Below are 20,921 nucleotides of genomic sequence, written 5' to 3'. Positions count from 1 at the left end.
GGGCAAAAGGTAAGAAACGGAGTCATTCATCCGCGTGGCGGCCGGAGTCGGCGCCGACCGGCCCCTGCCTTCCGTAGGGCCGGCATGCCACCCTGGAGCCCCTCAGTGAACGGTGGTCTCCTTGAACTCCTCCGCTCCCCGGGCCGCGCAGGGCTCGGGCTCCGGGCGATCGTTCCGGCTCGGCCTCGCGCAACGCGTCCTCCCCGGTGCGGTCGGCTTCCTGAGCGCCTCCCTGGTGCTGTACGCCGGGCAGTTCCTCACCGACGACCCGATGAGCGCGCGCGACCTCGGGCAGGTGCTCGGCTGGTCCCTCGTCGGCGTCGCCGTCCTGGCGCTGACGGGGCGGCGGCGCGGGGTGACCCTCACCGAGGACGCCCTGGTGGTCGTGCACGGGGCACGCCGTGACCTTCCCTGGTCCGGCATCGAGCGGTTGGAGGTCCGCCGGGTCCTCGGGGTGAGCCAGGTGGTGGCGCACCTCGCGGACGGCCGCCGGACGACCCTGCCCGCGCCGACGTCGTTCGTCGACGCGCGGTTCGCGGAGAAGGTCGGGGAACTGACGGAGTGCTGGGAGGCGCGGCGGCTCAGCCCGCCACCCGCAGCAGCACCACCGCCCGCGCCGGCACCGTGATCGCCTCCCCCGCCCGGTGGACCACGCCCGGCGGCTCGGTCTGGTCCTCGCGGGAGGTGTCGACGACCACCTCGTAGCGCTCGGCCCACGGCGGTCCCGGCAGGACGAAGCTCACCGGCCGGTCCCCGGCGTGCAGCACCGCGAGGAAGCTGTCGTCGGTGATGGGGGCGCCCCGTTCGTCGCGGCCGGGGATGTCCCGGCCGGAGAGGTACATGCCGAGCGTCGCGGCGGGGGCGTACCAGTCGCCCTCGGTCATCTCCGTGCCCCGCGCGGTGAACCAGGCCAGGTCGCGCAGCCCGTCCGCCGAGTGGGCGCGGCCGGAGAAGAAGGCGCGGCGGCGCAGCACCGGGTGCCGGTGCCGCAGCGCGATCAGACGGGAGGTCAGGTCGAGGAGTGCGCGCCAGGCGGGCTCCTCCAGCAGGCTCCAGTCCAGCCAGCCGGTCTCGTTGTCCTGGCAGTAGGCGTTGTTGTTGCCGCCCTGGGTGCGGCCGAGTTCGTCGCCCGCGACCAGCATGGGCACGCCGGTCGACAGCAGCAGGGTGGTGAGCAGGTTGCGCAGCTGCCGGCGCCGGAGCGCGCGGACCCGCTCGTCGTCCGTCTCGCCCTCGGCCCCGCAGTTCCAGGCCCGGTTGTCGTCGGTGCCGTCCCGGTTGCCCTCGCCGTTGGCCTCGTTGTGCTTGCGCTCGTAGGACACGAGGTCGCGCAGGGTGAAGCCGTCGTGGGCGGTGACGAAGTTGACCGAGGCGTACGGGCGGCGCCCGCCCCAGGCGTAGAGGTCGCTGGAGCCGGACAGCCGGTAGCCCATCTCGCGGACGTCCGGCAGGGCGTGCCGCCAGAAGTCGCGCACGGCGTTGCGGTAGCGGTCGTTCCACTCGGTCCACAGGGGCGGGAAGGCGCCGACCTGGTAGCCGCCCGACCCCACGTCCCACGGTTCCGCGATCAGCTTGACCCGCCGCAGCACCGGGTCCTGGGCGATGACGGCGAGGAACGGGGAGAGCATGTCGACGTCGTGCATGGAGCGGGCGAGGGCGGCGGCGAGGTCGAAGCGGAAGCCGTCCACGCCCATCTCGGTGACCCAGTAGCGCAGGGAGTCCGTGATCAGCCGGAGGACGTGCGGCTGCACCACGTGCAGCGTGTTGCCGCAGCCGGTGTAGTCGGCGTAGCGGCGGGCGTCGGACTGGAGGCGGTAGTAGCCGCGGTTGTCGATGCCCTTGAGGGAGAGGGTAGGGCCGAGTTCGCCGGCCTCGGCGGTGTGGTTGTAGACGACGTCGAGGATCACCTCGATACCGGCGGCGTGCAGGGCGCGGACCATCCGTTTGAACTCGCCGACCTGCTGTCCGGTCGTACCGGAGGAGGCGTAGCCGGCGTGCGGGGCGAAGTAGCCGACGGAGTTGTAGCCCCAGTAGTTCCTCAGGCCGCGGCGCAGCAGGTGGTCCTCGTGGGCGAACTGGTGGACGGGGAGGAGCTCCACCGCCGTCACGCCCAGCTTCACCAGGTGCGCGACGGCCGCCGGGTGGGCGAGTCCGGCGTAGGTGCCGCGGAGTTCCTCGGGGATGCCGGGGTGGCGCTTGGTGAAGCCCTTGACGTGGAGTTCGTAGATGACCGAGTCGGCCCACGGGGTCTTGGGGCGGCGGTCGTCGGCCCAGTCGTCGTCATCGTGGACGACGACGCCCTTCGGGACGTAAGGCGCCGAGTCCCGTTCGTCGCGCACGGTGTCCGCGACCTGCTGCTGGGGCCAGTCCCTGACGTGCCCGTACACCTCCGCGGGGAGGGTGAACTCGCCGTCGACCGCGCGGGCGTAGGGGTCGAGGAGCAGCTTCGCCGGGTTCCAGCGGCCGCCGGTCCACGGGTCCCAGCGGCCGTGCACCCGGAAGCCGTAGCGCTGGCCCGGCATCACGCCGGGGACGAAGCCGTGCCAGATCTCGTGGGTCAGTTCGGTCAGCGCGGCCCGGGTCTCCCGGCCGGCCTCGTCGAACAGACACAGCTCGACGGCCTCCGCGCCGCCCGCCCACAGAGCGAAGTTGGTGCCCGCGACCCCGTCCGGGCCGACCCGGAAGCGGGCGCCGAGCGGGGTGGGCGCACCCGGGCGCACAGGCACGCCGGGCACCTTCTGGGACACCCCGTTCAGTCGGGTGTCCGGCGTGGCGCGTTCCTCCGCCACCGCCTCCTGCTCGGCTGCGCTGGACACCGTTCAGCCTCCCGCGGCTCGTGGGTACGACGTAGGGGCAGGCGTGCGGCGTCCCGGCCGCCGCCGCCCCGCGCTGTCGTCCTCCCCCTGTTCTGCCCAGAGCGCGCCTCGCACTCACGTTTCCCCGGGGCGCACCCGGTCGTTGGACACACCGTGAGGTACGTACATGGGCGCGCACGGCGCGCGGGCGTCGCAGTGGCCGCCGTAGTGACCTGGGCCGGACTCCTGGCCGGGGCCGCGGGCTGCTCGGGCGACGGCAGGAGCGGGCTGGACCGGATGCTCGGCAGACCGGCGGCCCCCGAGGACGTCATCCGGGTGACCCCGGACGACCAGGCGAAGGGGGTGCGGCCGGAGACGGGGCTGCTGGTCCGGGTGCCGGACGGGCGGCTTGAGTCGGTGAAGGTGGTGCGGTCGCAGGACGCCCAGGAGACGAGGGTGGCGGGCCGGATCTCGGCCGACGGGAGGAGCTGGCGGCCGGACGGCGGCCGGCTGGCGCTGGCCGCCCGCTACACGGTCGACGTGGTGGCGCTGGACGGCGACGGCAACCGCTCTGCCCGGCACACCACGTTCACCACCTACGTCCCCGACGAGCGGTTCATCGGATACGTCTCCCCGGAGAACCGCTCCACGGTGGGCACCGGGATGATCGTCTCGCTGGACTTCAGCCGGGAGATCGAGAACCGGGCCGCCGTGCAGCGGGCGATCGAGGTGACCGCCGAGCCGGCCGTGGAGATCCGGCCGCACTGGTTCGGCGGCGGCCGGCTCGACTTCCGCCCCGAGGAGTACTGGAGGCCCGGCACCAAGGTCACGGTCGCGCTGCGGCTGCGGGACGTGGAGGGCGCGCCCGGGGTGTACGGGCTCCAGTACAAGACGTTCTCGTTCACCGTCGGCCGCAGCCAGGTCTCCCTGGTGGACGCGGAGAAGCACACGATGAAGGTGTGGCGCGAGGGCGACCTGATCGCCACCGTGCCCATCACGGCCGGGGCGCCGAGGACGACGACGTACAACGGGAAGATGGTCGTCACCGAGATGCTCGAACTGACCCGGATGAACGGGGCCACGGTCGGCTTCAAGAAGAAGGACGGCAAGGGCGAGTACGACATCCCGGACGTGCCGCACGCCATGCGGCTGACCGAGTCCGGCACCTTCCTGCACGGCAACTACTGGGCGGAGCCGGACGTCTTCGGCAACGCCAACGTCAGCCACGGCTGCGTCGGACTCATGGACGTCCGGGGCGGTGCCTCGGACACCCCCGCGGGCTGGTTCTTCGACCGCTCGCTGATCGGGGACGTCGTCGAGGTCGTCCACAGCAAGGACAAGGAGGTCGCGCCGGACAACGGGCTCGGCGGCTGGAACATGAGCTGGGAGGACTGGACCGCGCAGGACGCCGGGTGACCCGACCGCGGACAACCTCTCCCCGCCGTGCAACCTTCCCCGCGTGATCATGGTCCAAGTTGCGACAGAACGGTGACATTCACCTGACACGCAGCTCAAAACCGCACGGTTAATATGCGCAAATGATCGCGCGGGAAAGCGCGGGGGTGGGGGCCTGACCAGGCCCTGGGAGGGGAGAACGACTTGAACGTGCGACCGATATCGGGGGCGTCGATCGCGGGGCGTCCACGCGGCCGCAACAGGCGGCTGGCGTTGATCGTCGGCGGGATGCTGCTCGCCGTCACGGCGTGCGGCGGGGGCGGCGGCTCGGACTCCGGGTCCGACGCCAAGGACAAGAACGACAAGGGCAGCACGGCGGCGGCCGGGAGCAAGCAGTCGGAGGCGGTCGTCACGATCGCCCCGAAGACCGGCGCCGAGGACGTCGACACCAGCGGTGTCCTGAAGGTGAGCGCGGCGAAGGGCAAGCTGACCGAGGTCACCGTCAAGGACGACGACGGTACGGCGATCAAGGGCACGATCTCGGCCGACGGCAGCGGCTGGACGCCCGCGACGCACCTCGCCGCCGCGACGAAGTACCAGGTGCACGCGGTCGCGAAGGACGGGGAGGGCCGTACGGCCGCCGAGGACTCCTCCTTCACCACGCTCAGCCCGCAGAACACCTTCATCGGCAACTTCACGCCCGAGGACGGCTCCACCGTCGGCGTCGGCATGCCGTTCTCGGTCCGGTTCACGCGCGGCATCACCAAGCCGGCCGACGTGGAGAAGGCCATCGAGATCAAGACCGAGCCGGCCGTGGACGTCGAGGGCCACTGGTTCGGCAACGACCGCCTGGACTTCCGCCCGGAGCAGTACTGGAAGGCCGGCACCAAGGTCACCGTCACGCTGAACCTGGACGGCGTCGAGGGCCGCAAGGGCGTCTACGGCAAGCAGTCCAAGACCGTCTCCTTCACCATCGGCCGCAGCCAGGTGTCGATCGTGGACGCCAAGAAGCACACGATGAAGGTCATGCGGGACGGCAAGCTCTACAAGACGATCCCGGTGACCACGGGCAAGCCCGGCTACGCCACCTGGAACGGCCAGATGGTCATCAGTGAGAAGTTCACGGTGACCCGGATGAACGGCGACACCGTCGGCTACGACGGCGAGTACGACATCAAGGACGTCCCGCACGCCATGCGGCTGACCAACTCCGGCACCTTCGTGCACGGCAACTACTGGGGCGGCGACGCCTTCGGCAACTACAACGCCAGCCACGGCTGCATCGGCCTGCGCGATGTGCGCGGCGGCTACGACAGCGGTGTCCCGGCCGCGTGGTTCTTCAACCACTCGATCGTCGGCGACGTGGTGACGGTGAAGAACTCCACCGACCCGACGGTCGACCCGGCCAACGGCCTCAACGGCTGGAACCTCTCCTGGGCCGAGTGGACCAAGTGACGACGTAACGGCTTGTGCGGCGGGCCCGGTGCTGTGACCAACGGCACCGGGCCCGCCGTCGTTAATGGTGGTTAACCTGCTGCCATGACCGTTCATCTCGAAGTCGCCGAGGGCGTCGGCACGATCCGCCTCGACCGCCCGCCCATGAACGCCCTGGACGTCGCCACGCAGGACCGGCTCAAGGAGCTGGCCGAGGAGGCGACCCGCCGGGACGACGTCCGCGCCGTCGTGGTGTACGGCGGGGAGAAGGTGTTCGCGGCGGGCGCGGACATCAAGGAGATGCAGGACATGGACCACACCGCGATGGTCCTGCGCTCGCGCGCCCTCCAGGACTCCTTCACGGCGGTGGCCCGGATCCCCAAGCCGGTCGTGGCCGCCGTCACGGGCTACGCGCTGGGCGGCGGCTGCGAGCTGGCCCTCTGCGCGGACTTCCGGATCGCGGCGGACAACGCCAAGCTGGGGCAGCCGGAGATCCTGCTCGGGCTGATCCCCGGCGCGGGCGGCACCCAGCGGCTGGCCCGGCTGATCGGTCCCTCCAAGGCGAAGGACCTCATCTTCACCGGCCGGATGGTGAAGGCGGACGAGGCGCTGACCCTGGGCCTGGTGGACCGGGTGGTCCCGGCGGCCGAGGTGTACCCGCAGGCCCACGCCTGGGCCGCGAAGCTGGCCCAGGGCCCGGCGCTCGCGCTGCGCGCCGCGAAGGAGTCGATCGACACCGGCCTGGAGACGGACATCGACACCGGTCTGGCGGTCGAGCGCAACTGGTTCGCGGGCCTGTTCGCCACCGCCGACCGCGAGATCGGCATGCGGAGCTTCGTCGAGGAGGGGCCGGGCAAGGCCAAGTTCCTGTGAGGCACGTCTCCCCGAACGAGGTTGCAGTTGCTTGCAATTGACGGGATGTCTCATACGAGATGTCCCGTCCGGGTCCCTCGATGGGGCGGTTCATGGGACCCTGGGGTCGACCCTGAGCCCGCCTTGTCGAGGGAGTCCGGCGATTGCCCGCACAGGATCCGTCACCGCAGGTCAACACGGCTTTTCCGGACTCCGAACCGCCCCCGGCGCAGGCCGCGGGCCCCGTGTCCGGCACTGCCGCCGAGGGGGCGTATTCCGCCGGAACGGCCCCGGAGGACGCCCCGGACGGCCATGATGGGGGCATGGCGGGGCTGGAGGATGTCGAACAGCCGCGGGGGCACGGACACGTGGCCGCGGCACGCTGGTCGCCTGCGGTGGAGGACGAACGGGCGCTGAAGGCGCTGGAGTTGTTCGGCAATCCCACGGAGGGTGAGGTTCCGCTCCCCTCCCGCCCCGAGTCCGCCGCCACGGCCCGCCGCCTCACCCAGGTCGTCGTCCTGCGCCAGTGGGGACTGTCCCCCAAGATGACCGAGGACGCGGTCCTGCTCGTCTCCGAACTCGTCGGCAACGCCGTACGCCACACCGGCGCCCGCGTCTTCGGCCTCCGGCTGCGCCGGCGCCGCGGCTGGATCCGCGTCGAGGTCCGCGACCCCTCCCGGGGCCTGCCCTGCCTCATGCCGGTCCAGGAACTGGACATCAGCGGCCGCGGCCTCTTCCTCGTCGACAAACTCTCCGACCGCTGGGGCGTGGACCTGCTGCCCCGCGGCAAGACGACCTGGTTCGAGATGCGCGTCGCGGACCGCTGACCCGGGCCTCCGTCACCCTCCCGAGATTCACCCGCAAGGGGGTACAAACCCTGCGAACCCGCAGGTCGTAGGACCAGCGACCGATGGGGCACCGGCCGAAACTCGGTGGGCGATGTCAGTGGCGATCCGTAGGCTCGCTCGTGATGTCGACGACACGTGCAACCACCAAGGACCGGTCCGCGGTGCGGACGCTGCTGCGCCTGTGGCCGTATGTGCGGCCGGTGCGGGTGCGGCTGTCCACCGCCGCGGCCGTGGCCGTCGTCGCCTCCTGTGTCGGGCTGGTGATCCCGCTCGTCCTGAAGTGGATGGTGGACGGTCCGGTCGCCGACCGGGACCCGGCGGGCGTCTGGCTCGGGGCCCTGTACCTGCTGCTGCTCGGGTTCCTGGAGGCCGGGCTGTTCGGGCTGCGGCGCTGGCTGGTGGCGCGGCCGCTCTCGCAGGTCGAGGCGGAGATGCGGGCCGACCTGTACCGGCATCTCCAGCGGCTGCCGGTGGCCTTCCACGACCGGTGGGCCTCGGGACAGCTGCTGTCCCGGGCCACCACCGATCTGATGCTGCTGCGGATGTTCCTCGCCTTCCCGCTGACGTTCCTGCTGGTCAACGCGGTGACGATCCTCGTTGGCGTGATCATCATGCTGCTCCAGGACTGGTCCCTGGGTCTGGTGATCCTGGGGCCCGCCCTCCCCGTCATGGTGATGTGCGTGGTCTTCGAGAACCGGTACGCGGTCGTGGCGCGGCTCGCCCAGGACCAGGTCGGCGATCTGACGACGGTCGTCGAGGAGAGTGTGCTCGGCATCCGGATCATCAAGGGGTTCGGCCGGCACCGCAGCCAGGCACGGGCCTTCCGCGCGCTGTCGTCGACCCTGCGCGGGACGGAACTGCGCAAGGCCCGGCTGCTGGCGACGATCTGGGCCGTCATCGTGACCCTGCCCGAGGTGGCGATCGGGGCGGCGCTGGTTCTGGGCACCGTCCAGGTGGCGGACGGGGACCTGTCCGCCGGCACCCTGGTCGCCTTCCTGTCGACGGCCCTCGCCCTGCGCTGGCCGGTCGACTCCATCGGTTTCCTCCTCGCGATGAGCCAGGAGGCGGCGACCGCGACGGAACGCTACTTCGAGGTGATGGACGAACAGCCGGAGACGGAGACGGCCACCGGCGGGCGTGGCGGTGCCGCGGGCACGGGTGCCGGGGGCTCCGGCGACGGGCTCCGTTTCGCCGGGGTCGTGTTCCGGTATCCCGATGCCGATCCCTCCTCGCCCCCGACCCTGGACCGGATCGACCTGCACATCCGGCCCGGGGAGTCCATGGCCCTCGTCGGCGCCACCGGCAGCGGCAAGACCACCCTCACCGCGCTCGTCCCCCGGCTGCACGAGGTGACCGCCGGGCGGATCACGCTCGACGGCGAGGACATCACCGCGATGACCCGCGAGGAACTGCGCGCCAAGGTCGCCGTCGCCTTCGAGGAGCCGACGCTGTTCTCGGCGAGCGTCGGGGAGAACGTGCTGATGGGCGCGGACGGCCGGGCCGGCGCGGCCGAACTGGAGCGGGCGCTCGCCGTCGCCCAGGCCGAGTTCGTGCACGGCCTCCCGCAGGGCACCGGGACCCAGGTGGGCGAGCAGGGCCTCAGCCTCTCCGGCGGACAGCGGCAGCGCCTGGCGCTGGCCAGAGCCGTGGTGGGGCAGCCGAGGTTCCTCGTGCTCGACGACCCGCTGTCCGCGCTGGACGTCCACACCGAGGCCGCCGTGGAGGCCGCGCTGCGCCGGGTCCTCGCCGACACCACCGCGCTCATCGTGGCCCACCGCCCGTCCACCGTGCTGCTCGCCGACCGGGTCGCCCTGCTCTCCGGGGGCCGGATCACCGCCGTCGGCACCCACCAGGAACTGCTGCGCGCCCACACCGAGTACGCCCACCTCATGTCAGGGAACGGCCGCCAGGAGGACGACCGATGAGTGCCCCCGCCACCTCGTCCCCCGGCACCGACGACCCGCCGGAGGACCGGCCCGTCCGCGCCGTCGACGACCCCTTCGACAAGGACGTCCTGCCCACCCCGCCCGGCGCCACCGGCATCCTGCTGCGCTCCCTGCTCGCCCCCCTGCGGGCACGGGTCGCGCTGACCACGCTCCTGCTGCTGCTCCAGCAGGCGGCCGTCCAGGCGGGCCCGCTGCTGGTGGCGTACGCCCTCGACCGCGCGGTGCCCGCGTTCCGGACCGGCGACAACGGGCCGCTGATCGCGGTGGCCGTCGGCTATCTGGGCTGCGCGCTGGCCTCCGGCGCGCTCCAGTACGCGTTCCTGATCGCGGCCGCCCGGGTCAACCAGGACGTGCTGCTCGATCTGCGCGGCCGGATCTTCCGGCACGCGCAGGCCCTCAGCGTGGACTTCCACGAGCGCTACACCTCGGGCCGGCTCATCTCCCGCTCCACCACGGACGTGGAGTCCCTGCGCGAGCTCCTCAACGAGGGTCTCCAGGAGCTGGTGACCGTGGTGCTGTCCTTCGTGTACATCTCGGCGATGCTGCTCTGGCTGGACCTCGGGCTCGGCGCGGTGGCGGTGGCGTCGTTCGTGCCGCTGTACCTGCTGGTCCGGATCTACCAGCGGCGCGCGGGGCGGGTGTTCACCGTGCGGTCCACCGCGATCGCGGCCGTGATCGTGAAGTTCGTGGAGACGATGAACGGCATCCGGCCGGTGCGTGCCTTCCGCCGCGAGGCCGTCAACGACGCCGACTTCCGGGTCCTCAACCACCGCCACGAGCGGACGAACGGCGACGCGCTGCTGGAGATGGCCCGGTACGTCACCGGCTCGCGGATCGTCGCCAACACGGCCGTCGCGCTGATCGTCCTGTGGGGCGCCCACCGGGTGGCGGGCGGCACGCTGGCACTGGGCGTGCTCGCGGCGGCGGTGCTGTATCTGCGGCGGCTGTACGACCCGATCGACCGGCTCGGCATGTTCCTCAACTCGTACCAGTCGGCGGCGGCCTCGCTGGAGAAGATCGCGGGGCTGCTGGCGCAGACGCCGTCGGTGCCCGAGCCGTCGGTGCCCAGGGAGCTGCCCGCCCGCCGGGGCGAACTGCCGGGCCGCGAGGTCGTGTTCGACGGGGTGTCCTTCGGTTACCGGACCGGCGGGGAGGTCCTGCCCCGCTTCGCCCTCACCCTGCCCGCCGGGCAGACGGTCGCGGTCGTCGGCTCCACCGGCGCGGGCAAGTCCACCCTGGCCAAGCTGCTGGCCCGCTTCTACGACCCGTCCGGCGGGCGGGTGCTGCTCGACGGGGTCGATCTGCGCGAGCTCGCCGTACCCGAGCTGCGGCGCGGGGTGGTCATGGTGACGCAGGAGGCGTTCCTGTTCTCCGGCACGGTCGCCGAGAACATCGCCATCGGGCGCCCGGACGCGTCCCGGGAGGAGATCGAGCGGGCGGCGAAGGCGATCGGCGCGCACGAGTTCATCAGCGCGCTGCCCGACGGCTACGACACCGACGTCCGCAAGCGGGGCGGTCGTATCTCCGCGGGTCAGCGGCAACTCGTCGCGTTCGCACGGGCGTTGCTCGCGGATCCGGCGGTGCTGATCCTGGACGAGGCGACCAGCTCGCTGGACATCCCCGGGGAGCGGGCCGTGCAGGCCGCGATGGCGACGGTGCTGAAGGGCCGTACGGCGGTGGTGATCGCGCACCGGCTGTCGACGGTGGAGATCGCCGACCGGGTGCTGGTGATGGAGCACGGGCGGATCGTCGAGGACGGCGCCCCCGCCGAGCTCATCGCGGGCACGGGCCGCTTCGCGGACCTGCACCGGGCCTGGCGGGACAGCCTGGCCTGATGGTCCGTATAGCGAACATGGACTCCCGGACAACGGACCGTTTCCGGCCAAATTCCTGACGCGCTCCTGACAGAGAGCGCAATCCCCTGCCACTCTTCCCACTGCTGCTTCACAGCAACCCCACAGCAAAACCGTTCTGCGCACCGCCTTTGTCGTGTCCAGCAGAAGGAGTCAGTGGTGAGAAGCACGTCCTCTCGCAGACGCACCCCCCACACCGCAGTCCGCAGCACCGCCGCCGTCGCCCTGATCGGCGTCTCCGCGCTGATCGCCGCCGCCGTGCAGTCCGGCGCCGCGACCGCCGCCCCGGAACGGGCCCCGAGGCCGACGGGCGCCGAGTCCGTCAAGCTCACCCCCGCCCAGCGCGCCCAGCTGATCCGCACGGCCGACGCCGGCACGGCGGCGACCGCCCGGAAGCTGGGCCTCGGCGCCCAGGAGGCGCTGGTCGTCCGTGACGTCGTCAAGGACGGGGACGGCACCCTGCACACCCGCTACGAGCGCACCTACGCCGGGCTGCCCGTGCTCGGCGGCGACCTGGTCGTGGACACCGCGAAGTCCGGCGCGACCGAGGCCGTCCGCAAGGCCACCGGCGCCGCCATCAAGGTCGCCTCGCTCACGCCCACCGTCACCGCGGCCAAGGCGGAGAAGCAGGCCCTGACCCTGGCGAAGGCCGACGGCGCGGCGGGCGCGGCCACCGACCGCGCGCCGCGCAAGGTGATCTGGGCGGCGAACGGCACCCCGGTCCTGGCGTACGAGACGGTCGTGGGCGGCCTCCAGGAGGACGGCACCCCGAACGAACTGCACGTCGTCACCGACGCGGCCACCGGCAAGAAGCTCTACGAGTACCAGGGCATCGAGACCGGCACCGGCAACACCATGTACAGCGGCACGGTGACGCTCGGCACCAGCCAGTCCGGGTCGACGTACAACCTGACCGACGCGGCGCGCGGCAACCACAAGACGTACAACCTCAACCGGGGCACCTCCGGCACCGGCACGCTGTTCTCCGGCTCCGACGACGTCTGGGGCAACGGCGCGGCGTCGAACGCCGAGACCGCGGGCGCCGACGCCCACTACGGCGCGGCCCTGACCTGGGACTACTACAAGAACGTGCACGGGCGCAGCGGCATCCGCGGCGACGGCGTGGGCGCGTACTCCCGGGTCCACTACGGCAACGCGTACGTCAACGCGTTCTGGCAGGACAGCTGCTTCTGCATGACGTACGGCGACGGCTCGGGCAACACCCACCCGCTGACGGCGATCGACGTGGCGGGCCACGAGATGACCCACGGCGTCACCTCCAACACCGCGGGCCTGAACTACTCCGGCGAGTCCGGCGGCCTCAACGAGGCGACCTCGGACATCTTCGGCACCTCGGTGGAGTTCTACGCCAACAACTCCTCGGACGTCGGTGACTACCTCATCGGCGAGGAGATCGACATCAACGGGGACGGCACCCCGCTGCGCTACATGGACAAGCCGAGCAAGGACGGCGCGTCGAAGGACAGCTGGTACTCCGGCATCGGCTCGGTCGACGTGCACTACTCGTCCGGCCCGGCGAACCATTTCTTCTACCTCCTCTCCGAGGGCAGCGGCACCAAGACGATCAACGGTGTCACCTACAACTCGCCCACATCGGACGGTCTCGCGGTCACCGGCATCGGCCGGGACAAGGCGGAGAAGATCTGGTTCCGCGCGCTGACCACGAAGTTCACCTCGACCACCAACTACGCGGGCGCCCGCACCGGCACCCTCGCGGCGGCGGGTGAGCTGTACGGCACGACGAGCGCCGAGTACACGGCGGTGGCGAACGCCTGGGCCGGCGTCGCGGTCGGCTCGCGGCCCGGTGGCGGAGGGGGCGGCGGCACCTCCTTCGAGAACACCGCCGACGTATCGATTCCGGACAACGGCGCGGCGGTCACCTCGTCGATCACCGTCTCCGGCCGGACCGGCAACGCGCCCTCGAACCTCCAGGTCGGGGTGGACATCGTCCACACCTACATCGGTGACCTCCAGGTGCAGCTGGTCGCCCCCGACGGCACGGCGTACACGCTGAAGGCGTACGGCACCGGAGGCAGCACGGACAACCTCAGCACCACGTACACGGTGAACGCCTCCTCCGAGGTCGCCAACGGTGTCTGGCAGTTGAGGGTCCAGGACAACGCGGCCGCCGACACCGGCTACATCAACAGCTGGAAGCTGACGTTCCCGTAGGTCTCGGACAGGCAGCTCACAGGGTGCCGCCCCGGAGGACGCGTTCCTCCGGGGCGGCACCTTCTTTTTGCCAGCCGATTGCCCGCGACCTGTTGGCCTTTTACCGAGGTCAACTCGGTTTACATTCCGGCAATGTTCATCCGTTGGTCGATTTTCGGCCAACATCACAGGGGGGTCCTGACATGTACGCGACCTTGATGCGAGGCTTCGTGACAACCGCCGCACAACTTCACAACAGCTTCGGACAGCATCCCCACGCCGTCCGGGCACCCCCACACCCAAGGAGCTTGTGTGACCTCCCTCTACGCGCGTCACCAGCGGACCACCCTGGCGATCGCCACCGCTGTCGCGGCCGGAGCCCTGGTGACCACCGGTCTGACCTCCGGTGCCGTCGCCGCCCCGACCGCCGCGGACGCCGCCGCCAAGCCGTCGGCCGCGCCGACCGCGCTCTCCGCCTCCGCACGCACCGCGCTGATCAAGGACAAGCAGGCCGACGCGACCGCGACGGCTCAGGAGATAGGCCTCGGCACCAAGGAGAAGCTGGTCGTCCGGGACGTCGTCAAGGACGCCGACGGCACCGTCCACACGCGCTACGAGCGGACCTACGCGGGCCTGCCGGTGCTCGGCGGCGACCTGGTCGTCCACGAGTCGGCCGCCGGCGTGAACAAGGGCGTCACCAAGGCGACGAAGACCACCATCAAGGTCGCCTCGCTCAAGCCGGTCGTCACCGCCGCCAAGGCGGAGAAGCAGGCGCTGACCCTCGCCAAGGCCGCCGGCTCGGCCAAGACCGCGGCGGACAACGCGCCCCGCAAGGTGATCTGGGCGGGCAACGGCGCCAAGCCGGTCCTCGCCTACGAGACGGTCGTCGGCGGCCTCCAGGACGACGGCACCCCGAACGAACTGCACGTCGTCACCGACGCGGCCACCGGCAAGAAGCTCTACGAGTACCAGGGCATCGAGACCGGCACCGGCAAGAGCCTGTACTCCGGCACCGTCACCCTGAACACCACGCTGTCGGGTTCGACGTACCAGCTGACCGACGGCACCCGCGGCGGCCACAAGACGTACAACAAGTCGCACGGCACGTCCTCCTCGGCGGGCACGCTGTTCACCGACGCCGACGACACCTGGGGCACCGGCGCGGCCTCCAGCTCCACCACCGACCAGACCGCCGCCGTCGACGCCGCCTACGGCGCCCAGGTGACCTGGGACTTCTACAAGTCGACCTTCGGCCGCAGCGGCATCAAGAACAACGGCGTGGCCGCCTACTCCCGCGTCCACTACGGCAACGCGTACGTCAACGCGTTCTGGGACGACAGCTGCTTCTGCATGACGTACGGCGACGGCGAGGGCAACGTCAACCCGCTGACCTCGCTGGACGTGGCCGGCCACGAGATGAGCCACGGCGTCACCGCCAACACCGCGGGCCTGAACTACTCCGGCGAGTCCGGCGGCCTCAACGAGGCCACCTCGGACATCTTCGGCACCGGCGTGGAGTTCTACGCGGCCAACTCCAACGACCCCGGTGACTACCTCATCGGCGAGAAGATCGACATCAACGGCGACGGCACCCCGCTGCGCTACATGGACAAGCCCAGCAAGGACGGCGGCTCGTCGGACTACTGGTCCTCCTCCGTCGGCAGCAAGGACGTCCACTACTCGTCCGGTGTCGCGAACCACTTCTTCTACCTGCTGTCCGAGGGCAGCGGCTCGAAGACGATCAACGGCGTGACCTACAACTCGCCGACGTACAACAGCTCCACGATCACCGGCATCGGCCGCGCCAAGGCGCTCCAGATCTGGTACAAGGCGCTGACCACGTACATGACCTCGACGACGAACTACAAGGGCGCCCGCACGGCGACCCTGAGCGCGGCGTCGGCCCTGTACGGCTCCAGCAGCACCGAGTACGCCGCGGTCGCCGCGGCCTGGACGGCGGTCAACGTCACCGCCTGACGGCCTGAAGCATGAGGTGGGGCGGTACCCGGGAGGAAGACACCCCCGGGTACCGCCCTACGCTTGTCTCCCATGCCTCCCATGCCGCCCAAGGACTTCACCTACGACGACGTCGGCGCGACCCGCGACCGCCCCGGCTTCTGCCCGCCCGGCTTCCACCCCCTGCACGTGCGCACCCGCGTCGGCGAGGGCCACGACCTCTTCCGGCGCGCGGCGGAGGCCGTCATGACCTGGGAGATGCACCGCGCGATGGGCGTAGGCGTCACCACCGAGGCGGACCGCGCGGCCCCCGACGTGGACGTCACGATCACCCTGGCCGGCCTGATCAAGGCCCCCTGCCGGGTCATATGGACGGCCGACGAACACCGCCGCGCCGGCTGGGCCTACGGCACGCTCACCGGCCACCCCGAGTCCGGCGAGGAGTCCTTCCTGGTCGACCGCACGGGCGACGGCACGGTCTGGCTGACGGTCTCGGCCTTCAGCCGCGCGGCGAAGTGGTACGCGCGAGCGGCGGGACCGGCTACGCGGGGGTTGCAGCAGGCGTATGCGCGCAAGTGCGGCACGGTCCTGCGGGGTTTGTGCGAACGGGACCCGAAGAACTGACCGAAGCGCCGGCTCACCGGGGCTCACCCGGCGACCTCGCACCACAGCGCTGTCGGCCGGAACCGGCGCCCGTCGGGCAGCCCACCGCGACCGCCCGACGCCCTTGCCTCACCGTGCCGTTACCGCATCAGCACCCCCGCCCCCGCACCCCCGTCCTCCCCCGGCACCGCCAGCACCCCCAGTTCCGCGCCCGAGGCGAGGAGGCGGTGGGAGGGGAGGATGCGGACCGTGTAGCCGTAGGGGCCCGTGCGGTCCAGGGACAGGGGGCCCTCGTAGAGCCAGCGGCCCTCCAGGTCGGGGCCGGAGGCCGCCTTCAGGGGGACGGTGGACGCGTCCGTGATGCGGTCCTCCTCGTCGACCCGGCCGGAGACCGCCTGGACCTCGACGTCCTCGGGGGCGAGGTCGCCGAGGCCCACCCGGACGCGCAGGGCCAGGGTGGTGCCGAGTTCGGCGGTCGTGGTGGCGACCGACGTCTCCACGTGGTCGACCGTCACCGCGTGCCAGGCGGCCCGCACCCGTGCCTTCCAGACGGCGAGTTCACGGGCGGTGTCCGGGTTCATCGCGCGGTGCGCCTGGGCGGCCGGGGTGTAGAGCCGGTCGACGTACTCGCGGACCATCCGGCCGGCCAGGACCTTCGGGCCGAGCAGGGTGAGGGTCTGGCGGACCATCTCGATCCAGCGGTCGGGGAGCCCGGCGCGGCCCCGCTCGTAGAAGCGGGGCGTGATGCGCTGTTCGAGGAGGTCGTACAGGGCCGCCGCCTCGATGTCGTCGCGGTGGTCGGGGTCGGTGCCGGCGCCGTCCGCGGTGGGGATCGCCCAGCCGAAGTCGGGCTGGAACCATTCGTCCCACCAGCCGTCCAGGACGGAGAGGTTGAGACAGCCGTTGAGCGCCGCCTTCATCCCGGAGGTGCCGCAGGCCTCCAGGGGGCGCAGCGGGTTGTTGAGCCAGATGTCGCAGCCGGGGTACAGCTTCTGCGCCATCGCCATGCCGTAGTCGGGGAGGAAGACGATCCGGTGGCGGACCCGGGGGTCGTCCGAGAACCGGACCAGCTCCTGGACCAGGCGTTTGCCGCCGTCGTCCGCCGGGTGCGCCTTGCCCGCGACCACGATCTGGATCGGGTGGGTCGGGTGGAGGAGGAGTTCCATCAGGCGGTCGCGGTCGCGCAGCATGAGGGTGAGGCGCTTGTACGACGGGACGCGGCGCGCGAATCCGATGGTCAGGACGTCGGGGTCCAGGGCGCTGTCGATCCAGCCCAGTTCGGCGGTGCCCGCGCCGCGCTGCCGCCAGGAGGCCCGCAGCCGTTTGCGCACCTCCACCACCAGCTGCTCGCGCAGGACGCGCCGCAGGTCCCAGATGCTCTGGTCGGAGACGCCGGAGACGACGTCCCAGCGGTCGCCCTCGCCGACGGCCAGCGCGTCCTCGGCCCGCTGGGCGCCCACTTGGCGGGCGCCGAGCCGCAGCACCTCGGGGGCCACCCAGGTCGGGGCGTGCACCCCGTTGGTGACGGAGGTGATCGGTACCTCGTCGGAGTCGAAACCGGGCCACAGGCCGGCGAACATCCCCCGGCTGACCTGGCCGTGCAGCAGGGACACGCCGTTGGCGCGCTGGGCGAGCCTGAGGCCCATCACGGCCATGTTGAAGAGGTTCGGTTCGCCGCCGGGGTAGGTCTCCATGCCCAGCCGCAGGATGCGGTCGACGTCCATGCGCGGGAGTTCGGCGTCGGGGCCGAAGTGGCGGGCGACCAGCTCGCGGTCGAAGCGGTCGATGCCGGCCGGGACGGGGGTGTGGGTGGTGAAGACGGTTCCCGCCCGGACCGCCTCCAGTCCCGAGTCGAAGTCCAGTCCGTCGTCGCCGAGTTCGGCGATCCGCTCCAGGCCGAGGAAGCCCGCGTGCCCCTCGTTGGTGTGGAACACCTCGGGCGGGGCGTGCCCGGTGAGCCGGCAGTACGTCCGTACCGCCCGGACACCTCCTATGCCGAGCAGCATCTCCTGGAGCAGCCGGTGCTCGCTGCCGCCGCCGTAGAGCCGGTCGGTCACCCCGCGTTCGCCGAGGTCGTTCTCCTCGACGTCGGAGTCGAGCATCAGCAGGGGCACCCTGCCCACCCGGGCCAGCCAGATCCGGGCGTGCAGCTGCCGGCCGGCGGGCAGGGCGAGGGAGACCCGGGCGGGGGTGCCGTCCTCCTCCCGCAGCAGGCTCAGCGGCAGTTCGTTGGGGTCGAGGACGGGATAGTGCTCCTGCTGCCAGCCGTCGCGGGAGAGGGTCTGGCGGAAGTAGCCGTGGCGGTAGAGGAGTCCGACGCCGATCAGCGGGACCCCGAGATCGCTGGCCGCCTTCAGATGGTCGCCGGCGAGGATGCCGAGGCCGCCGGAGTACTGGGGCAGGGCGGCCGTGATGCCGAACTCGGGCGAGAAGTAGGCGACGGCGGCGGGGAGTTCGGCGGCGGTGGGCCGGCTCTGGTACCAGCGGTCGCCGGTCAGATAGTCGTGCAGCTCGTCGACGGCGGCGGTCAGCCGGCGCCGGAACCGGCGGTCCTCGGCCAGTTCGGCGAGGCGCTCCGGCCGTACGCCGCCGAGCAGTCGTACCGGGTCCCCGTCCGAGGCGGCCCAGCGTTCGGGATCGACGGACTGGAAGAGTTCATGGGTGTCCGCGTGCCATGACCAGCGCAGATTGCGGGCCAGGTCACTGAGCGGCCGGAGGGGTTCGGGGAGAAGGGGTCGGACGGTGAATCGACGGATCGCCTTCACATTCCACCTCGGCGTGGCGCGTTCGCTGGATGGACGTACGGCTGTGTACGCCCGGTCATCCAGCACCGTACCGGTGTTGTCCTCGCCCCGGCCGGAGGCCAGACCGGCCGGATCACGCAAACGGCGATATGGCCGATTCACCCCCCTAGGCCACCTTGTGACCCTCCACCCCGCACGAGAGGCTGCCCAGTGGCACGCCCGGTCGCCGTATCCGGGCCGGTGCGCGCCGAGTCGAGGAGGGGAACGCGAACCATGGCACGGACGCACACCCGGCGTCTGCGCCGGGCGGGGAGCCTGACCGCGGTCGTCACGGCCATGGTCCTGTCGGCCGCGAGTCCGCCCGCGCAGGCCGTACCGGAGGGAAGAGTCGTCGGCGCCGGACGGCCCGGTTCCGTCGGCGGGAGCTATCTCGTGACGCTGAAGGGGTCCACCCGGGCGTCCTCGGACGCCGGCCGGCGCCTCGTCAGCGCCTACGGGGTGAGAATCAGCCACACCTACGGCACGGTCCTCAACGGCTTCGCCGTGCACGCGGACGCGAGAGCGGCCCGGCGGCTCGCGGCCGACCCGGCGGTCGCCTCGGTCGTCCAGGACACGACGGTGACGGTGGACTCCGTGCGGAACCCGCCGTCCTGGGGGCTGGACCGGGTCGACCAGCCGGGTCTGCCGCTGGACGGCGGCTACCGGGCGCCCGGTTCCGGGGGCGCCGGGGTGACGGTGTACGTCATCGACACCGGGATCCGGATCGGCCACGAGGAGTTCGGCGGACGCGCGAGCTACGGCTGGGACTTCGTCGGCGGCGACCGCGGCGCCCCCGACGGCAACGGCCACGGCACCCAGGTCGCCGGGATCGTCGCGGGCCGGACCCTCGGCGTCGCGGCGAAGGCGAAGGTCGTCGCCGTACGCGTCCTGGACGACACGGGCGCCGGCACCACCGCCCGGGTCATCGCCGGCATCGAGTGGGTCACCCGGCACGCCCGCAGGCCGGCCGTCGCCAATCTCAGTCTGGGCGGCTCGTACAACGCCCAGCTCGACGCGGCCGTCCGCGCCTCGATCCGCTCCGGCGTCACCTATGTGGTCGCGGCCGGCAACGGGGGCCGGCCCGCCGCCCTGGGGTCCCCGGCCGATGTCCGGGAGGCCCTCACCGTCGGGGCCACCGACCGCCGGGACGCCCGGGCCGCGTTCTCCGACTACGGCTCGGCCCTCGACCTGTTCGCCCCGGGGGTGTCCATCACCTCCGCGTCGTCCGCGAGCGACAGCGGCCGCGTCACCGGGTCGGGTACGTCGATGGCGGCACCGCACGCGGCGGGAGCGGCCGCGCTGTATCTCGCCGGTCACCCGAAAGCCACACCGGCACAGGTGGCCCGGGCGCTGGCCGCGGGCGCCGTGAACGGCAAAATCTCCGGCCGCGGGGCCGGTTCGCCGAACAAACTCCTCCAGGTGCCCCCCGCCGGATGACGGACCACCGCGAGCGGCTCCCCGCGCCCGCCGAGGCCGCGAACGGGGCCGGTCTTGTGCGTAGACATACGCGCGAGTAGTTAACAAAGTGCCGGAATGCGCACCCGATCAGGGTGGGAAGGCTCCCCCGGTACTGGACCCCACATCCCTCCGCCCACCCTCGTTGATGCGGACAGGAGCGGTCATGCCCGCCACGCACCACTCGTCATCACCCCCGACACCCCGAACCCCCCGCCCCGAGGCCACCCATGCCTCTCCAGCGGCACCGCCCGGGCCCACCGCCGTCGGGCGCATCCCGGTCCTCGACGTCCGCCCGCTGGTGCAGCAGGGGCGCCGGCCCGCCAAGGCCGTGACCGGTGAGACCTTCGAGATCTCGGCGACCGTGTTCCGCGAGGGCCATGACGCCGTCGCCGCCAATGTCGTCCTGACGGACCCCGAGGGCCGGCCCGGTCCCTGGACCCCGATGCGGGAACTCGCTCCGGGCACGGACCGCTGGGGCGCCGACGTCACCCCGGACGCGCCGGGCCACTGGACGTACCGGGTGGAGGCCTGGGGCGACCCGGTGGCCACCTGGCGGCACCACGCACAGATCAAGATCCCCGCGGGGCTGGACACCGAGCTGGTCCTGGAGGAGGGCGCGCGGCTGTACGAGCGCGCGGTGGCCGGGGTGGCAAAGGGGGGTGGGAAACGCGCCGTTCTGCGCGCCGCGGTCGCCGCCCTGCGCGACGAGAACCGCCCGCCCGCCGCCCGGCTGGCGGCGGCGTTGACGCCGGAGGTGGACGCGGTCCTGGCCCGCCACCCGCTGCGGGACCTGCTCACCGCCTCCGACCCGCTGCCCCTGCTCGTG

At 71.8% G+C, this 20,921-nt stretch carries 14 protein-coding genes; 12 read left to right on the top strand and 2 right to left on the bottom strand.

Features of this window, described 5'->3' with window-relative positions; all coding sequences use genetic code 11:
- Nucleotides 1–121 precede the first annotated feature (121 nt).
- Nucleotides 122–628, top strand: a complete 507-nt coding sequence (locus ABZ490_RS49065; RefSeq protein ID WP_359006464.1) for a hypothetical protein — start codon at nucleotides 122–124, stop codon at nucleotides 626–628.
- On the opposite strand, the gene glgX is transcribed toward ABZ490_RS49065, so the two are convergent.
- Nucleotides 582–2,816 (bottom strand): glycogen debranching protein GlgX, encoded by a 2,235-nt coding sequence (gene glgX, locus ABZ490_RS49060; protein WP_359006461.1) that lies wholly within the window; start codon nucleotides 2,814–2,816, stop codon nucleotides 582–584. The genes ABZ490_RS49065 and glgX overlap by 47 nt on opposite strands.
- Before the next feature lie 153 nt (nucleotides 2,817–2,969).
- On the opposite strand from glgX, the gene ABZ490_RS49055 reads away from it, so the two are divergent.
- The 9 genes from ABZ490_RS49055 (at nucleotide 2,970) to ABZ490_RS49015 (ending at nucleotide 15,875) form a co-directional block, all read left to right on the top strand.
- A complete protein-coding gene (locus ABZ490_RS49055; RefSeq protein ID WP_359006458.1) occupies nucleotides 2,970–4,211 on the top strand; it encodes an Ig-like domain-containing protein in 1,242 nt (413 codons plus the stop codon).
- A gap of 183 nt (nucleotides 4,212–4,394) precedes the next feature.
- The gene (locus ABZ490_RS49050; protein WP_359006455.1) at nucleotides 4,395–5,645 is read left to right on the top strand and encodes an Ig-like domain-containing protein; all 1,251 of its coding nucleotides are present in this window, start codon (nucleotides 4,395–4,397) and stop codon (nucleotides 5,643–5,645) included.
- An 84-nt stretch (nucleotides 5,646–5,729) separates the two neighbouring features.
- Nucleotides 5,730–6,497: an enoyl-CoA hydratase-related protein gene (locus tag ABZ490_RS49045; RefSeq protein WP_359006452.1), complete on the top strand. Its 768-nt coding sequence runs from the start codon at nucleotides 5,730–5,732 to the stop codon at nucleotides 6,495–6,497.
- Nucleotides 6,498–6,799: 302 nt separating this feature from the next.
- A complete protein-coding gene (locus tag ABZ490_RS49040) occupies nucleotides 6,800–7,303 on the top strand; it encodes an ATP-binding protein (RefSeq protein WP_340385087.1) in 504 nt (167 codons plus the stop codon).
- Nucleotides 7,304–7,446: 143 nt separating this feature from the next.
- The gene (locus ABZ490_RS49035; RefSeq protein WP_359006449.1) at nucleotides 7,447–9,249 is read left to right on the top strand and encodes an ABC transporter ATP-binding protein; all 1,803 of its coding nucleotides are present in this window, start codon (nucleotides 7,447–7,449) and stop codon (nucleotides 9,247–9,249) included.
- On the top strand, nucleotides 9,246–11,105 hold the full coding sequence (locus ABZ490_RS49030; RefSeq protein WP_359006446.1) for an ABC transporter ATP-binding protein: 1,860 nt from the start codon (nucleotides 9,246–9,248) through the stop codon (nucleotides 11,103–11,105). Before ABZ490_RS49035 ends, ABZ490_RS49030 begins: the two co-directional genes overlap by 4 nt.
- Nucleotides 11,106–11,282: 177 nt before the next feature.
- Complete coding sequence (locus ABZ490_RS49025) at nucleotides 11,283–13,316, top strand: M4 family metallopeptidase (RefSeq protein WP_359006443.1); 2,034 nt, start codon at nucleotides 11,283–11,285, stop codon at nucleotides 13,314–13,316.
- 291 nt (nucleotides 13,317–13,607) lie between these two features.
- Nucleotides 13,608–15,272 carry a M4 family metallopeptidase gene (locus ABZ490_RS49020; RefSeq protein WP_359006440.1) on the top strand — a complete coding sequence of 555 codons (1,665 nt, stop codon included), beginning with the start codon at nucleotides 13,608–13,610 and terminating at the stop codon, nucleotides 15,270–15,272.
- Between the two features lie 81 nt (nucleotides 15,273–15,353).
- Nucleotides 15,354–15,875, top strand: coding sequence for a DUF1990 domain-containing protein (locus ABZ490_RS49015; RefSeq protein WP_359006501.1), 522 nt, complete (start codon nucleotides 15,354–15,356; stop codon nucleotides 15,873–15,875).
- Nucleotides 15,876–15,994: 119 nt separating this feature from the next.
- On the opposite strand, the gene glgP is transcribed toward ABZ490_RS49015, so the two are convergent.
- Nucleotides 15,995–18,619 carry an alpha-glucan family phosphorylase gene (glgP, locus tag ABZ490_RS49010; protein ID WP_359006437.1) on the bottom strand — a complete coding sequence of 875 codons (2,625 nt, stop codon included), beginning with the start codon at nucleotides 18,617–18,619 and terminating at the stop codon, nucleotides 15,995–15,997.
- 252 nt (nucleotides 18,620–18,871) lie between these two features.
- Between glgP and ABZ490_RS49005 the strand changes: the two genes are divergently transcribed.
- The gene (locus tag ABZ490_RS49005; RefSeq protein WP_359006434.1) at nucleotides 18,872–20,074 is read left to right on the top strand and encodes a S8 family peptidase; all 1,203 of its coding nucleotides are present in this window, start codon (nucleotides 18,872–18,874) and stop codon (nucleotides 20,072–20,074) included.
- A gap of 184 nt (nucleotides 20,075–20,258) precedes the next feature.
- Nucleotides 20,259–20,921 (top strand): maltotransferase domain-containing protein (locus tag ABZ490_RS49000; protein WP_359006431.1); only part of this gene is annotated, 663 nt, incomplete at its 3' end.

The sequence above is a fragment of the Streptomyces sp. NPDC005811 genome, assembly GCF_040630405.1.
Taxonomy (GTDB): Bacteria; Actinomycetota; Actinomycetes; order Streptomycetales; family Streptomycetaceae; genus Streptomyces.
The sequence above is the reverse complement of the archived record's forward strand: the minus strand, read 5'-3'. Positions and strand labels throughout refer to the sequence as shown.